The organism is Acidimicrobiales bacterium (genome assembly GCA_016794585.1).
Classification (GTDB): Bacteria; Actinomycetota; Acidimicrobiia; order Acidimicrobiales; family DATDAH01; genus JAEUJM01.
This window is the reverse complement of sequence record JAEUJM010000045.1, coordinates 20,607-36,065: the sequence shown is the minus strand read 5'-3', so window position 1 is coordinate 36,065 and position 15,459 is coordinate 20,607. Positions and strand designations below refer to the sequence as shown.

The following is a 15,459-nucleotide window of genomic DNA, read 5'->3' as shown; positions in this document are numbered from 1 at the left end:
CGCCGTCCTCGCGGTTCTGGGCGACCCGGACGACCTCCTCGCGGAACTCCTTCGGATACGGCTTGGGCATGGTGCACATCCTCTCCCGTGGCACCACTCAGCACCACAGATCAGATGTCACCCCGCCGCGCGGCAGTCCCGGCCTTTGGTCGTTTTGGTTGGGGTTGGTAGTCGCGGGTGGGGTCGAGGGTGAGGTGGCGGAGGAGTTCGCCGGTGGTTCGGTGGATGACTCTGATGTCGAGGTCGGCGATGAGGAGGATGACGGGGGTTCGGGCGTGGGGGCGTCCGATGCCGATGTGGTGCATGCGGCCGGCGTGTCGCAGTGAGATCGAGCCGTTGGTGTCGACGTGGTCGTGGCGGATGCGGTGGTGGGTGCCGGCGTCGGAGCCGGCGGGGTGGGCCTTGGGGCGGGCCTGGTAGGCGGCGGCGGGGGTGGCCCGGCCGAGGGATCGGTGGGGGCGCCGGTTGTTGTATTCGTCGACGAACGCGTCGAGTTGGGCTTGGAGGTCTTCGAGGGTGCGGGCGGGGGGCTGGGCGGTGAGCCACTTCTTGAGGGTCTGTTGGAAGCGTTCGACTTTCCCGCAGGTGGTGGGGTGGTTCGGGCGGGAGTGCTTCTGGGTGATGCCGAGCTCGACCAGGAGGGTCTCGAGGTGGTTGCGGCCGCCGCGGCCGCCAGCGAATCGGGTGGTGAAGACCATGGCGTTGTCGGTGAGGACCGAGGCGGGAAGTCCCTGGTCAGCGGCGGTTTCGGTGAAGGTGTCGACCACGGCGGGCCCGGTGACTCGTAGGTGGGCGGTGAGGGACAGGGCGTAGCGGGAGTGGTCGTCGAGCCACGTCAAGACCTCGGTGTCGGTCCCGTCCGCGAGGCGCCAGTGGGTGAAGTCGCTCTGCCAGCACTCGTTGGGGAGGTCGGCTTCGAAGCGGATGTACGACGACCGGGGTCGTTTGCGGGGCTCGGGCTCGACCAGGCCGGCGTCGATGAGCCGCCGGCGCACCGTGGAGATCGACACGGTGATCCCGTGGTGGTGTTCGAGGTGCCACACGATGGTCTCTGGCCCGGCGTCGAGGCCTTGGTCGGTGAGATCGACGCGTAGGTTCACGATCAGCTCGACCGTCTCGTGGGGGGTCGCGGTCGGTGAGTGGTGCGGGCGACGCGATCGGGGCTCGAACGCGGCGTCGCCCTCGAGGCGGTAGCGGGCCAACAGGCGCGACACCCACGACTCCGACATCTCATAGCGCCGGGCAGCCTCCGCCTGGGAGAGCCCCTCGACCGTGACCGCCAAGATGACCGAGCGACGCAGCGACATCCGCCACCATCACCGCCGGCGCCTTGCCGATGTCTCGACTCATCCCTTGCCGATGTCCTGAACCACGACACTGCCGCGGGCGCCAAGTTCCTCGAGGTGCGGTGCGTTGTCAGTCGGCCGGCGCCCGCCGCCAGGTCAGGCCGTAGCGGAAGTGGGGCAGGCGGCGGACCCGGGCGCCCGGCAGGACCACGGGCGAGCGCCGCCGGACCTCGGTGTAGGTCACCGGGGGTGGCCAGCACTTGGGCGCCGGCGTCTCCCACACCGCACGGGACCAGGTGTGGCGCCGCAGCGCCACGGCGTCGAACGCGTCCCGGGCGAGGTCGCGCGGTGACCGGGAGCGGGCGAGGCCGACCACGAGGAGGACGCCGCCCGGACGGAGCAGGGCGCCGAGACGGGCCATGCCGTCGTCGTGGTCGAGGTGGTGCAGCACGGCCACGGCGGTGACCACGTCGAACGCCGCGACGGGCAGGTCGGCGTCCTCGAGCGAGCCGAGGCGGTACTCGATGTCGTCGCCGACGGCACGAGCGGCCTCGATGGAGGAGGGGTCGGGGTCGAGCCCGACCACCGACGGGACACGGCGGCGCAGCCGGCGGGCCGTCTCGCCCTCGCCGCAGCCGACGTCGAGCCCTCGCCGCGCGCCGGGCGGCACCTCGCGGAGCAGCAGCTCGAGGGCGTGGAGGTTCGAGTTCCACCGTTCGGCGGCGGGCGGGGCCACGTCGCCGGCGCCCGTCGTCAGGCCGACCAGGTGAGGACCTCGCCGCCCTGGCCCAGGAGCACCGAGCCCGGGAACACCCGCAGTCGCCACGGCGTGAGCCGCAGGATGGCGAACGCCGGCGACGTGGGGCCGTCGGCCCAGACCGGGATGATCGCCGGGTCGTAGCCCACGGGTGCCGGCGCCGCCTTGAAGCGCTCCCAGCCCTCGATGCAGCTGGCGTCGTCGAGCAGCCACTCGGCGGCGCACTCCGCCGTGCAGGTGTCGTGCTCGGGCGTCCAGTAGTTCACCGAGACGTAGGGGCTGTGGTCGAGGTGGGCCCGCTTGAGCGGGGTCGGGCCGGTGGCGATCCAGCCCACCATCGTCTCGCCGTCCCACTCCCACAGCGGGTGCAGGATCCGGCTCCGGGGCCGACCGTCGGCGTCCACGGTCGCCACCGTCGACCAGACGATGCGGTGGGCCATGTCGACGAACGCGGGGGCGACGGCGGCGAGCTCGCTCATGCGGCGATGATGCCACCACGGACCGGTCGACGGCCTCGGAGATCCAGGAGGCCACATCACCGGTCGAGAAGGGGCGCCGGCGCGACGATGGTGCCCAGAGGAGAACCGACCGGGAGAGGGCCGTGAGCGACACCAGCGACGGGGGCTCGAGCGACAGCGGGGCCGGCAGCGACAGCTCGTCGTCGGACTCGTCGTGGTCGTCGGACACGTCGAGCTCCGACAACGCCTGGTCGGACACGTCCACCTCCGACGCCTCGGGGTCGGGCACCTCGTGGTCCGGCGGCGAGCAGGACACGACCTGGGGCGACCCGTTCCCCGCCGAGCGGCCCGCGGACCTCCCGTCGGAGCTGCTGGCCGACGCCCCCACGGACGACGAACCCACGGACGACGCGGGTTGGGCCGCCGAGTCGGGCGCCGGCGTCGCGCCCGACGCCGCGCCCGACGCCGCGGCTGACGCCCGGGACCAGGCCGGCGGCGGCGAGGCCGCACCGTGGGTGCCCCCCGACGCGCCGCCCCCGCCGGCGTGGACCACGGGTCAGGTCGCGCCCGCGTCGCCCCCGAGCAGCCCGGGGTACTCGCCCTACCCCAGCCACCCCCCGTACCCGGCGACCACCGGCGGGGCGCCGCCCGCGGCCTACCCCTCCGCGTACGGCGGCGGTGCGCCGCCGCCCACCGGCTTCCCGCCCGCGCCGGCCGTGCAGGGCCCGTACCCCGGCGGCTACCCGTCGCAGTACGGGCCGCCGGGCTACGGCGCCCCCGGCTACGGCGCCCCGGTGGCGCGCCGCCGCAACAACGGGTTCGCCATCGCCTCGCTCGCCGTCGGCATCGCGGGCCTGTTCTTCTGCTTCGTCCCGGTGCTCTCGATCCTGGCCGTGGTGTTCGGCCACCTCGCCCGTGGTCGCATCAAGCGCAGCCAGGGGACCGAGGGCGGTCGGGGCCTCGCCACCGCCGGCCTGGTCCTGGGCTACCTCACCCTCGTCCTGGCCGTGGCCTTCTGGGTGTTCGTGGCCGTGAGCGACGAGCCGGTGCCCGACGGCGACCCGCCGACCTCCATCAGCGAGTTCGGCACCGATCCCGTGCTGGACGACCTCGCCCGGGACTGCGCGGACGAGGACTTCGCCGCCTGCGACCGGCTGTGGCTCCAGTCCGAGCGCGGCTCGGGCTACGAGGACTACGGCGCCACCTGCGGCGGTCGGGTGGCACCCGACCCGACCGAGTCCGAGGTCTTCCACGAGCGCTGCACCGAGAAGTTCGAGGGCGACGGCACGCCCGCCTGACGTCGCTGCCGGTCAGCCGGTGGTGCGCTTGGCGTACCCCGCCATGTACTCCTTCACGTCCGGCGCGGCCGAGGCCAGCAGCTGGTTGCGGTTCTCCAGAGCCACGGCCGCGTCGAGGCTCTGGGCGTCCAGGTTGTGCCACAGCGCCTCCTTGGTCAGCGCGAGGCCGGTGCGGGTGTAGGACGCCACCCCCCGGGCATAGGCCAGGGCGACGTCGAGCGGGTCGTCGTCGTCCACCACCTGGCTCACCAGGCCGATGCGCTCGGCCTCGACGCCGTCGATCTCCCGCCCCGAGATGATGAGGTCCCACGCCCGCGACGCCCCGACCAGCCGGGGCAGCAGGTAGCTGATGCCGATGTCGGTGCCGCTCAGGCCGGTGCGGATGAACGCGGAGCAGAAGCGGGCCGACGCCGACGCGATGCGCACGTCGGCGGCGCAGGCCAGGGACAGGCCACCGCCGAAGGCCACACCCTTGACCGCGGCCACCACGATCTGCGGAGTGTCCCGCAGATGGGTCGTCAGGTCGGCGATGAAGGACTGGCCGCTGGTGCGGGCGTTCCAATGCGGGTGGGTGCCGGGGGTGGGCACCTCACCCCAGTCCCGCAGGTCCAGCCCCGAGCAGAAGCCCTTGCCGGCGCCGGCCAGCACCAGCACCTTGAGGTCGGCGTTGCCCGCCGCCTCGTCGAGGGCGTCGTGGATGTCGCCGACCATCGGGAAGCTCAGCGCGTTGAGGCGCTCGGGCCGGTTCAGGGTGATCACCCCGACGTTGCCCTCCACCACTTCGAGCTCGACGTTGGCCACCGGTGTCCTCCTGGGATGGGCCGAATGGGACCGCCAGTGTCGCAGCCGGGACCGGGCGCACCCGCCGACCGTTCCCGTCGACCACGTCAGCCGGCGGGGCAGCCTCGCGCCGCGAAGTCGTCGGGTGAGGTGTACGTGCCCTCGGGAAGGTGGCCCCCCAGGACCGCCGCCTCGTCGCCCGGCGCCTCGATGCGCTGGATGGCTTGTCCGAAGTCCGCGCTCGGCAGCAGGTGGCGCAGGAGCAGCGTGCCCGCCTCCGGCCGGCTCACGCCGTCCCCGGGGCCCCAGTCCAGCCACGCCACCCCGCACTCCTCGGTGGCGTTGTCGGGCCGGTCCTCGGGAAGGCCGAGGACGATCGTGTACCGGCCCTCGTCGTCCACGGGCACCTGCTCGTCGTAGAGGCAGCCCGACACCCGGGTGGTCACCGGGCTCTCGTTCTGGCAGAGCGACCAGTAGCGCAGCTCGCCGTCGGCCATCGTGGCCGCCCCGTCGAGGGTGGCCGGCGTCGACGGTGCCGTGCCCGTCAGCACCAGGAGGTTGTGCCCGTCGGGGTCGGGCCCGAGGCCCCGGTTGACCGCGCCGACCACGTAGGCGTTGTCGGCGTTGCTGTAGAAGCCGCCCACCTTCGCGGCATCGACGTCGGCCAGCGCCGCCTCCTGGTCGGTGTGGGCGTAGAAGGTGGAGAGCAGGGCGTGTCGGGTGTTGAAGAAGGCGTGCCACTCCACGGGGTCGAAGGCGGGGTGGGTGGCCGGGTCGCCCAGCTCGACCAGCGAGCGGTAGGTGGCCTCGTCGATCGACGGCAGGCCCTCGGTGTCGATGGTCGTGGTGACGTCGAGGGCCGCGCAGGCCTCGTCACCGGCGAGCACGGTGCCGTCGGCGAGCTCGACCTCGACCACGGGGACGCCGGCGTCGCCGAGCACGTCCCGGCCGTCGTCCGGCACGTACACGCGGTAGATCAGCTGCTGGTCCGACCCGCCGCCGTACACGGTGTTGGCCTCCCGCTCACCGGCCGCCCCGGGCGGTTCGTCGCCCACCACCCGCACCGTGTACTCCCGGGCGGCGACGGCGCGGTCCGCGCCGACCTCGAACGGGTTGGTCGAGCCCTCGTCCGGCTCGATGTCCACGTCGGCCAGCGCGTCGACGGGGACGCCGTCGACCGCCGTCTCGGGGTCGGGCCCGTAGGCGTTGAAGGACGCGTAGCGGGCGTGCGGGTAGGCGCCCGTCACCCGCAGGGTCGCTCCCTCGGGGAGCGAGTACCCGCTGAACCAGTAGGCGGCACCGCTGTCGGGGTACTGCGTGTTGTTGGCGTCGACGGTGACGGGGTCCGACCAGAAGCAGCTCGAGTCGGGCCGGGCCACGGTCGTGGCGGTGGTGGCGCTGGTGGCCGACGCGCCCTCGTCGGATCCCGACCCACCGCCCGACGAGCACGCCACGGCGCCGACGGCCAGGCCGACGGCCAGTGCCACGCCCACGACCACCCGACTCCGCTGCTCGCCCATGCCCCGATCATGGCGCTCCGCACCGGCGGCGGGCACCCCGGCGGCACGCCCGAGGGGGCGGCGCGACCGGTTCAGCTGGTGAAGCCCGGCGGGCGGCAGAAGTCGGGGGTCGACGCCGTGCAGTAGGTGAGGCGCAGGTCGATGCCGTCGATGAACGTCGTGGCCGAGGTGACGTTGATGGTCGTGGCCAGGCTCAGGCGGGGCTTGTCGTTCCAGAACTCGGACCAGTGGTGGTCCACCTCGGCCATCACCCGGTAGCGGCCCACGAAGGGCACCCGGAACGACCAGCGCCCCGAGGGCATGTCGTTGCCGATGCCGTCGACCGGCCGCCACCCCACCGAGGTGAGGCGCCAGATGCCGACGCTGGCCGGCTTGGGCTGCCCGGCGGCGTTGGTGACGACGCCGGCGAGGACGCGCCCCTTGGGGACGAGGGATTCGTTGACCACGGTCGGTCCGGGCAGGGCCACGGTGACCGGCGTGGCGGAGACCGCGTCAGGAGCGTCGTGGAAGAACTCGTGGCGGTAGCTGTCGGCGGTGAAGTCGAAGGTGTACTCGCCGGGCACGAGGCAGGTGGACCACCGGCTGGTGCCGGGATCGGTGCCGAGCCCGTCGATGGGGCTGCCGGCCAGGAAGACGCCGACGCTGGTCACCTCGTCGAGGGGCAGCGTCGTGGCCGCGTCCCGGACGCGTCCGCGCACCTCGACCAGCCCGGCGCTGCACGCCCCGCCGGCGGCGGCGGGGCCTCCCGCCACGAAGAGGGATCCGCCCAGGACCGTGAGGGTCGCCGCGAGGGCGAGGAGGCTGCGTCGCATGCCCGTCACGGTAGCGATCCTCCGGGAGGAGGAGCCGTCGCCATCGGGTCACCTCCGGGCGCCCCGACGCCGGTCCCGCCGGGTTCGCCCGGCGACCACCCGCCGGGCCTCGTCTACCCTGCCGATGATGGACGTGTGGCCCGGCAACGCCTACCCGCTGGGGGCCACCTACGACGGCTCCGGGACCAACTTCTCCCTCTTCTCCGAGGTGGCCGAGCGCGTCGAGCTCTGCCTCCTGGGCAAGAAGGGCCAGGAGACCCGCGTCGAGCTCGAAGAGGTCACGGCGCTGTGCTGGCACGCCTACGTGCCCGGGGTCGAGCCGGGCCAGCGCTACGGCTTCCGGGTCCACGGCCCGTGGGACCCGGACCAGGGCATCCGGTGCAACCCCGACAAGCTGCTCCTCGACCCCTACGCCAAGGCGGTCTGCGGGAAGCTCAAGTGGAACGACTCGGTGTTCGCCCACCGCGTCGACGACGACCACGACGCGGAGGACGACGACGAGGCCGGTGACGCTCCGGTCGAGCGCACCCATCGGCGTCGCAGCGAGCTCGACAGCCGTGGGTCCGTCCCGCTGTCGGTGGTCACCAACCCGTACTTCGACTGGGGCGACGACCGCCACCCCCGCACCCCGTGGCACGAGACCGTCGTCTACGAGCTCCACACCAAGGGGTTCACCAACACCCACCCGACCATCCCCGAGGAGCAACGGGGCACCTACGCCGGCCTCGCCCACCCCGCCGCCATCGAGCACCTCCAGCGCCTCGGGGTCACCGCCGTCGAGCTGCAGCCCGTCCACCAGTTCGTGGACGAGCACGCGCTCGTCGAGGCCGGGCTGCGCAACTACTGGGGCTACAACTCCATCGCCTACCTGGCGCCCCACAACGGGTACTCGGCCAGCGGTGACACCGGCGGGCAGGTGCGCGAGTTCAAGCAGATGGTCAAGGCGCTCCACGCCGAGGGCATCGAGGTCATCCTCGACGTCGTCTACAACCACACCGCCGAGGGCAACCACCTCGGCCCCACCCTGTCGCTGAAGGGCATCGACAACCAGGCCTACTACCGGCTCAACCCCGAGGACCCGAGCCGCTACGTCGACTACACGGGCACCGGCAACACCCTCAACATGCGCCACCCCCACGTGCTGCAGCTGATCATGGACAGCCTGCGGTACTGGGTGCTCGAGATGCACGTGGACGGGTTCCGCTTCGACCTCGCCGCGACGCTGGCTCGCGAGCTCCACGACGTCGACCGGCTGTCCGCCTTCTTCGACCTCATCCAGCAGGACCCGGTGGTGAGCCAGGTGAAGCTGATCGCCGAGCCGTGGGACGTCGGTGAGGGCGGCTACCAGGTGGGGAACTTCCCGCCGCTGTGGTCGGAGTGGAACGGGCAGTACCGCGACACCGTGCGCGACTACTGGCGGGGCCGGGACCAGACCCTCGCCGAGTTCGCCTACCGCTTCACCGGCTCGTCCGACCTCTACGCGACCACGGGCCGGCGTCCGTACGCGTCGGTCAACTTCGTGACCGCCCACGACGGCTTCACCCTGACCGACCTCGTCTCGTACGACGAGCGCCACAACGAGGCGAACCTCGAGGACAACCGCGACGGCGAGTCCCACAACCGGTCCTGGAACTGCGGGGTCGAGGGCCCGACCGACGACCCGGCCATCATCGAGCTGCGGGCCCGGCAGCGCCGCAACTTCCTGACCACGCTGTTCCTGTCGCAGGGCGTGCCCATGCTGCTGTCGGGCGACGAGCTCGGACGGACCCAGGGCGGCAACAACAACGCCTACTGCCAGGACAACGAGGTCTCCTGGCTCGACTGGGGCACCGTCGACGAGGACCTGCTCGCGTTCACCCGCCGGCTGATCGAGCTGCGCCGGTCGCACCCGGTGTTCCACCGCCGCCGCTGGTTCGACGGGCGCCCCCTGGTCGACGGCGACCACGGCACGATCCGCGACATCGGCTGGTTCCGTCCCGACGGCCAGCAGATGACCCACGACGACTGGAACGTCGGCTTCGCCCGCACCATCGGCGTCGCCCTGAGCGGCGAGATGATCCCCTCCCCCGGGCCCCGCGGGGAGAAGATCACCGATGACGACTTCTTCTGCATCTTCAACGCCCACGACCAGCGCCTCGACGTGCGCCTGCCCGAGGCGCTCCGCGACGGGCAGTGGGTGGCCGAGATCGACACGTACGACCCCGATCGCGAGCACCCCGTGGTCAAGCCCGGCGACACCGTCGGCGTGGAGGGCCGCGCCAGCCTCCTCCTGCGCCGGACCGCCGCCTGACCACGGCGCCGGACGCGACCGCCCGCCCGTCCTCGGGGGACGGGCGGGCGGCGATCGGACCGGGTCGGCCTCAGGCGGTGTCGCTTGCCTCAGGCGGTGTCGCTCCGCGGGGTGGCGGAGTCCACCACCACGGGGCGAGACGGCTCGACCACGACCGGACGGTCGGGGTCGACCGCGGCCGGGGCGACCACGGCGGGTTGCTTCGACTCGCGGCTGCCGTGCTCGAACTCGCGCTTGGCCTGACCGAGGGAACGGGCGAGGTCGGGGACCTTCTTCGCTCCGAACAGCAACAGGACCACTGCGAGCACGATCAAGAGCTCTGGGCCTCCGAGGTTCATGGGCTTCTCCTAGTTCTCGAGGATCGACTTCTCGGTGGACTGGAACACCTCGGGCACGGGGTACTCCCCCAGCACGAAGTTGAGGATGGCGCTGCGCTGCTGCGCGGTCACCTGGATGGAGCCCGCGAGGGTGCGGGCGTCCGCGCCCTCGAGGGCCGCCTGGGCGTCGAGGTAGGTCTGCGCCGCCGTCTTCTCGAGCATGTTGGCCAGCTGCGCGGCGCCGACCACGTCCGTCACCCGGGCGAACTGGTCGTTGACGGTCTGTTCCAGCTCCGTCGGCGGCTCGGTCACCTCGGCCTCGCCCGCACCGGTGATCACCTCGTTCCAGGCGTCCAGCGCGGCCTGGTGCTGCTGCTCGGCGGTCGTCACGAACTCGGCGACGGCGTCGGGCACCTGCCCCAGGTCACCGGCGTTGGCTGCGGCCAGCGCGGCGCCGTAGGTGTTCACGGCGAGGACCTCGAGGCCGGCGGCGCCCTGCGCCAGCGCGAGGTCGCCCTCGGCGCTGCCGCCGGCCGTGGTGCTCGTGGCCGCGGTGGTCGTGGCCGTGGTGTTGCCCGTCTCGGCGGTGCCCGGCTCGTCATCGCTGCCGCAGGCCACGAGGGCCACGGTGGCGCCGGCGGCCAGGCCGGAGAGGGCCAGGAAGCGACGGCGGTCGATGCCCGGCTTCGCGGCGGGCGGTTGGTCGATCGTGCTCATCGGACGGCTCCTGACTCGGGGGGTTCGGCCATGTTCGGCGCTTCGAAGGGGTCGGGGAAGGCGACGCTGCCCGCCGCGGCGGGCAGCTGCCCCACCCGCGTCGGGATGGCGACCAGGTTCTCGGCCCCGCCCTCGAGGAGGGCGGCGACGGCACGCAGGGTGGCCAGGTGCTGGCACTCCACGCCCATGACGCTGCCCATGAGGGTGCGGGTGTCGCTGTCGTCGAGCAGCGCGAGGTTGGCCAGGTAGGTGTCCGTGGCCACCTCCTCGAGGGTCGCCGCCAGCAGCACGACGTCGAGGGGCGCCTGCAGCGTCGGCAGCGCGTCGTCCACGACCCGCTGGTTCGGCGGGTTGGGCTGGTCCTGCCGCTCGCCTCCGAGGCTCTCGGTCTGGCTCTGGAAGGCGGCCCGGTGCTCGTCGTGCTGCTCCATGGTCGTCCGGGCGAACTGCTTCACCACGGCGTTGCCGTTCGCGATGAACGGCAGCCCCAGCGCGGCCTCGTAGGTGGCGACCGCGAGCACCTCGAGCGACGAGGCGGTCTGGAGGATCTGGACGTCGACGTCGCCGCCGCCCCCCTCCTGCGCCGCCACGGGCGACGGATTGAGGATGCTCATCAACGCGGCGCCGAACCCGGTGCCGAGCAGGCCCCGGGCGGCCAGGGCGCTCACCCCGAACCCGCCGTTGCGCAGGATGCGCCGCCGTTCGGTCTGGAAGGCGCGCACCCGGTCGAGGTCGACGGGTCGACCGCGCCGGGAGGCGCCGAGCTCGGCGAGATCGGGCGCCACCGCACGCGACTGGCGCATGGCGTCCGCGTGCAGGTCCTCCGACTCGTCCACGAGCTCGTGCAACGCTCGTTCATCGATGGGCATCGGGATTCTCCGTCCCTTGGGGATGTGTGCCCTCCCCCCTGCCCGCCCGGCACCCGGTGATGCCGCGCAAAATTGCCTGTTGACCCTCCCCGCCTCAGCGGTGGTGATCATCCGCCACGGTGCTCGACACCGAACAGGATGGTGAGCGAGATCCACCCCGGAGGACCCCACCCGGCACCGGCGCCGGACCCGGCGCCTCTGCTGTCCGCCCGCGCCAGCGAGGTGCTGCTGCTCCTGGCCGGCGGTCAGACCCCGAAGGAGATCGCCCGCCACCTCGGGATCTCGGTGCGCACCTGCCGCGGCCACATCCAGGACCTCCTCGGGGCGTTCCACACCCAGAGCGCCCTGCACGCCGTCCTGGAGGCCCAGCGCTACGGCCTCGTGCCGTGCCGGTGCGGGGAGAAGGACGCGCCCCGACCCGCCTGAGCTGCTCGGGCCGGGGCCGTCAGGGGGTGGAGCGCCGGCGGAGGAAGAGGACGGCGAGGGGTGGCAGGGTCAGGTTCACCGAGAAGGGGTGGCCGTGTGCGGGGACGGGGGTGGACTCGACGCCACCGAGGTTGCCCCACCCGCTGCCGCCGTACACCTCGGCGTCGCTGTTGAGGACTTCCTCCCAGTAGCCCTCGCATGGCACCCCGATGCGGTAGTTGGTGTGGGGGGTGGGTGTGTGGTTGGCCACGACCAGCACCCGGTCGTGGTCACCGTCGGCATCCGGCTCGCCCTTGCGCAGGAAGGCCAGCACCGAGTCCTCGGCGGCGTCCGCGACCAGCCACTCGAAGCCGGCCGCGTCGCAGTCCAGCTGGTGGAGCGCCGGCGTGGACCGGTAGAGCGCGTTGGCGTCGGCCACGAGGCGGCTCACCCCGGCGTGCGCCGGGTCGTCGAGCAGCCACCAGTCGAGCTCGGACTCGTGGTCCCACTCGCGCCGCTGGGCGATCTCGCTGCCCATGAACAGCAGCTTCTTGCCGGGCTGGCCCACCATCTCCGCCAGCAGCAGGCGCAGGTTGGCGAACCGCTGCCAGTCGTCGCCGGGCATGCGCCCGATCAGCGAGCCCTTGCCGTGCACCACCTCGTCGTGGGAGAGGGGCAGCTCGAAGTTCTCGGTGAAGGCGTAGACCATGCGGAAGGTCAGGTCGTGCTGGTGCCACCGGCGGTGGACGGGGTCGCGCCCGAAGTACTCGAGCGTGTCGTGCATCCACCCCATGTCCCACTTGAAGCCGAACCCGAGGCCGCCGAGGTAGGTGGGCCGGGAGACCATCGGCCAGGCCGTGGACTCCTCGGCGATGGTCTGGATGCCGGGGCACTCCCGGTAGACGGTCTCGTTGAGCTGGCGCAGGAAGGCGATGGCCTCGAGGTTCTCGCGGCCGCCGTGCTCGTTCGGGATCCACTCGCCCGGCTCACGGGAGTAGTCGAGGTAGAGCATCGAGGCGACGCCGTCGACGCGCAGCCCGTCGCCGTGGAAGCGGTCCAGCCAGAAGACGGCGCTCGAGATCAGGAAGCTGCGCACCTCGTTGCGGCCGTAGTTGAAGATCAGGCTCTTCCAGTCCGGGTGGAAGCCCTGGCGGGGGTCGGCGTGCTCGTAGAGGTGGGTGCCGTCGAACCGGCCGAGGGAGAAGGCGTCCTCGGGGAAGTGCGAGGGCACCCAGTCGAAGAGGACGCCGATGCCCTGCTGGTGCAGGTGGTCCACGAGGTACATCAGGTCGGCGGGGTCGCCGTAGCGGGCGCTGGGGGCGAAGTAGCCCGACACCTGGTAGCCCCACGACCCGTAGAAGGGGTGCTCCATCAGGGGCAGGAACTCGACGTGGGTGAACCCGTGGCGGCGCACGTGGTCGGCGAGGGGCACGGCGATGTCCCGATAGGTCGGCAACGACCCGTCGGGCCGGCGCCACGAGCCCAGGTGCACCTCGTAGACCGACACGGGCGCGTCGACGGTGTGGCGCCCGGCACGGGTGGCCATCCACTCGTCGTCACCCCACTCGTGGGCCCCGCCCCCGATCACCGAGGCCGTCGCCGGCGGCTCCTCGGTCCGCTGGGCGAACGGGTCCGCCTTCTCGACGGTGTGCCCGCCGTGGGCGATGGCGTACTTGTAGCGCTGGCCCTCGTGGGCGCCGGCCACCACGCCGGCCCAGATCCCCGACGAGCCACAGGGCGCCAGTGCGTGCTCGTGGCCGTCCCAGCCGTTGAAGTCGCCCACGACCCACACGCCGTCGGCGGACGGGGCCCAGACCGCGAACCGGGTGCCACCGTCGACGGGGTGGGCGCCGAGGTGGTCGTAGAGACGGCAGTGGGTCCCCTCGTTGAACCGCCAGAGGTCGTCGTCGCTCAGTCCGAGGTCGATGGGCGCGTCGGTCATCCGGTCACTCCTACCCCGTCGTCCACGCCCTCGTCGGCTCCGTCGGTGGGCCGGCCCCCGCGCGCGGCCCGCAGCGCCCCGAGGCGGGCGGCCACCGCGGGGTCGGCGGCCACCTCGTCGAGGGTGCAGGCCATCTGGCGCCGCCAGTTGGGCACCTCCGGACCCGTCCCGGGCACGTTCTGCGGGCGGTCCTCGGCCCAGAGGTCCTCGAGGGTCACGATCACCGAGGCGGCGTCCGACCGGCCCAACCACCCGAGCAGGGCGGCCAGCACGTCGAGGGCGTCCTCGGAGGTCGGGCGGCACCCGTCGCGGTCGAGCTGCTCGAGGACGGCCGCTCGCCGCCCGTCGGCGAGCCCCGCCCAGTAGGCGGCGAAGGGCGCCATGTCATGGGTGTTGACCACGGCCACGCTGCCGGCGGGCGCCCACCGGGCGTGGGGGGCGGCGTCGAGCTCGAACTGCGTGGCGTACATGCCGAGCAGGCGGTGCTCGGCCATCAGCTGGTCGACCTCGGGCGGCACGGTGCCGAGGTTCTCCCCCACGACCACGGCGCCCGCCCGCCACGCCTCGAGGGTGACGACGGCGGCCAGCTCCTCCGCGGGGTAGTGCACGTAGGCCCCGTCGCCGGCGGCGCCGCCGCCCGGGATCCACCACAGGCGGTGCAGCGCCATCACGTGGTCGATGCGCACCACGCCGGCGTGGCGGAGCTGGTGGGCCAGGCCGGCGCGCAGGTAGGCGTGGCCGTCACGACGGGACGCCTCGGGGAGCAGCGGCGGGAACCCCCAGCCCTGCCCGGCCGGGTTGAACTCGTCGGGGGGCGCCCCGACCTCGACCGATCGTGCGAACAGGTCCGGCGACCGCCACACGTCGAAGCCGTCGCCGTGCACGCCGAGGGGCAGGTCCAGGTAGAGCGCCTGGCCCCGGTCGGCGAGGCGCCGCTGCAGGCCGTGGAGCTGGGTCTCCATGGTCCACTGGGCGTAGCGGTGGCGCAGCACCGCGTCGGTGGGGTCGGCCGGATCCACGGTCAGGGGCACCCCGGGGGCCGGCGGCCCGTGCTGCTCGGCCTCGGCGCGCCAGCAGGCCAGCTCGTCGACATGGGGGCGCCCGGCGGTGAAGGCGTCGAGCTCGGCCCGTCGACGGTCGCTCAGGCCCGCTACGAAGGCGGCGAGGGACGTGCGGACGCGGCGCACCTCGGCGGGCCAGTCGACCAGGCCATCCTCGCCCACGACGAGGGCCCCGCCCCCGGTCCCACCCGAGGCGGTGGCAGCCGCCTCCGGGAGCGCCGCGAGGTCGAGGTGGCGCTCGTTCCAGGCGAGCCGGGAGACGGGCACATAGGGGCTGGACTCGTCGTCGAAGGTGGCGAGCAGCGGCAGGGTCCCGACGAGGTCGCCGCCGAGGCCCTGGACCCAGTCGGCCAGGGTGGCGAGGTCGCCGACGTGGCCGACGCGGGGCGGCCCCGAGCGCCGCAGGGCGTACACCGGGGCGAAGACCCCCCAGCCGCGTCCCGGCGCCGGGGCCAGGCGGGGCGCGGCGAGGAGGTGGCCGACCGCGGTGCGGTCGTCGGCCGTGACCTGCACCCGGTGGGCGCCGAGGGGCACGTCGCCGCCCAGCCGGGCCCGGTGGGCGACGTGGGGCACGCCGTCGACGTCCGCCCGGGCGGTCTCGGTGAGGTCCGCCTCGTCGACGACGACCTGACGGTGGCCGCCGTCCTCGAGGGTGAGGACGAGCTCGACGGGTCGCCCGACCGCGGCGACCGGCCGGCGCAGCTCGACCGCGGGCGCGGAGCCCTCCCAGCACACGGTGGTGGGCTCGACCAGGTGGTGCCAGGCCCGCCGGTGCAGCGCGGCGTGCGACGACCGGATGGCCGCCTCGTCCCCGGCCGCCAGCCCCAGCGCGTCGAGCAGGCCCCGCAGCACCTCGGGCGAGGTCTCCCGGAGCGTGCCGCCGATGTCGTGGTAGCTGGTGGCCACGCCCGCCCCCCAAGCCAGCTCGCGGAGGCCCGGCGGCATCG

Annotated in this window: 14 protein-coding genes; 3 read left to right on the top strand and 11 right to left on the bottom strand. The window is 73.2% G+C overall.

The genetic code is table 11. The features are described from left to right. Positions 1-110 precede the first annotated feature (110 nt). The 3 genes from JNK12_23280 to JNK12_23270 form a co-directional block, all read right to left on the bottom strand. Positions 111-1,307, bottom strand: a complete 1,197-nt coding sequence (locus tag JNK12_23280; protein ID MBL8778873.1) for an IS481 family transposase — start codon at positions 1,305-1,307, stop codon at positions 111-113. 109 nt (positions 1,308-1,416) lie between these two features. Next, positions 1,417-2,022 carry a class I SAM-dependent methyltransferase gene (locus JNK12_23275; GenBank protein ID MBL8778872.1) on the bottom strand — a complete coding sequence of 202 codons (606 nt, stop codon included), beginning with the start codon at positions 2,020-2,022 and terminating at the stop codon, positions 1,417-1,419. A gap of 17 nt (positions 2,023-2,039) precedes the next feature. Continuing rightward, positions 2,040-2,522: a pyridoxamine 5'-phosphate oxidase family protein gene (locus JNK12_23270; protein ID MBL8778871.1), complete on the bottom strand. Its 483-nt coding sequence runs from the start codon at positions 2,520-2,522 to the stop codon at positions 2,040-2,042. 122 nt (positions 2,523-2,644) lie between these two features. On the opposite strand from JNK12_23270, the gene JNK12_23265 reads away from it, so the two are divergent. After that, positions 2,645-3,799, top strand: a complete 1,155-nt coding sequence (locus tag JNK12_23265) for a DUF4190 domain-containing protein (protein ID MBL8778870.1) — start codon at positions 2,645-2,647, stop codon at positions 3,797-3,799. Between the two features lie 12 nt (positions 3,800-3,811). On the opposite strand, the gene JNK12_23260 is transcribed toward JNK12_23265, so the two are convergent. From JNK12_23260 to JNK12_23250, 3 genes are all read right to left on the bottom strand, one after another. Beyond that, positions 3,812-4,600 carry an enoyl-CoA hydratase/isomerase family protein gene (locus JNK12_23260; GenBank protein MBL8778869.1) on the bottom strand — a complete coding sequence of 263 codons (789 nt, stop codon included), beginning with the start codon at positions 4,598-4,600 and terminating at the stop codon, positions 3,812-3,814. An 86-nt stretch (positions 4,601-4,686) separates the two neighbouring features. Further along, on the bottom strand, positions 4,687-6,099 hold the full coding sequence (locus JNK12_23255) for a hypothetical protein (GenBank protein ID MBL8778868.1): 1,413 nt from the start codon (positions 6,097-6,099) through the stop codon (positions 4,687-4,689). A gap of 71 nt (positions 6,100-6,170) precedes the next feature. Next, positions 6,171-6,911, bottom strand: a complete 741-nt coding sequence (locus JNK12_23250; GenBank protein MBL8778867.1) for a hypothetical protein — start codon at positions 6,909-6,911, stop codon at positions 6,171-6,173. 127 nt (positions 6,912-7,038) lie between these two features. Between JNK12_23250 and glgX the strand changes: the two genes are divergently transcribed. Then, a complete protein-coding gene (gene glgX / locus JNK12_23245; GenBank protein ID MBL8778866.1) occupies positions 7,039-9,201 on the top strand; it encodes a glycogen debranching protein GlgX in 2,163 nt (720 codons plus the stop codon). 89 nt (positions 9,202-9,290) lie between these two features. Here glgX and tatA read toward each other — a convergent pair whose 3' ends face one another. From tatA to JNK12_23230, 3 genes are read right to left on the bottom strand one after another with little or no spacing between them, the layout of a single operon-like run. Beyond that, a complete protein-coding gene (gene tatA, locus JNK12_23240; GenBank protein ID MBL8778865.1) occupies positions 9,291-9,539 on the bottom strand; it encodes a twin-arginine translocase TatA/TatE family subunit in 249 nt (82 codons plus the stop codon). 9 nt (positions 9,540-9,548) lie between these two features. Next, the gene (locus JNK12_23235) at positions 9,549-10,235 is read right to left on the bottom strand and encodes a ferritin-like domain-containing protein (GenBank protein MBL8778864.1); all 687 of its coding nucleotides are present in this window, start codon (positions 10,233-10,235) and stop codon (positions 9,549-9,551) included. Next, complete coding sequence (locus JNK12_23230) at positions 10,232-11,104, bottom strand: ferritin-like domain-containing protein (protein ID MBL8778863.1); 873 nt, start codon at positions 11,102-11,104, stop codon at positions 10,232-10,234. Before JNK12_23230 ends, JNK12_23235 begins: the two co-directional genes overlap by 4 nt. A 141-nt stretch (positions 11,105-11,245) precedes the next feature. Between JNK12_23230 and JNK12_23225 the strand changes: the two genes are divergently transcribed. Next, positions 11,246-11,530 (top strand): helix-turn-helix transcriptional regulator, encoded by a 285-nt coding sequence (locus JNK12_23225; GenBank protein MBL8778862.1) that lies wholly within the window; start codon positions 11,246-11,248, stop codon positions 11,528-11,530. Positions 11,531-11,549: 19 nt separating this feature from the next. Here the strand turns inward: JNK12_23225 and glgB are convergent, their stop codons facing one another. Together glgB and JNK12_23215 are read right to left on the bottom strand one after the other, a co-directional pair. Then, a complete protein-coding gene (glgB, locus tag JNK12_23220) occupies positions 11,550-13,451 on the bottom strand; it encodes a 1,4-alpha-glucan branching protein GlgB (protein MBL8778861.1) in 1,902 nt (633 codons plus the stop codon). Next, complete coding sequence (locus tag JNK12_23215) at positions 13,448-15,457, bottom strand: 4-alpha-glucanotransferase (protein ID MBL8778860.1); 2,010 nt, start codon at positions 15,455-15,457, stop codon at positions 13,448-13,450. Before JNK12_23215 ends, glgB begins: the two co-directional genes overlap by 4 nt. Between the last annotated feature and the right edge of the window lie 2 nt (positions 15,458-15,459).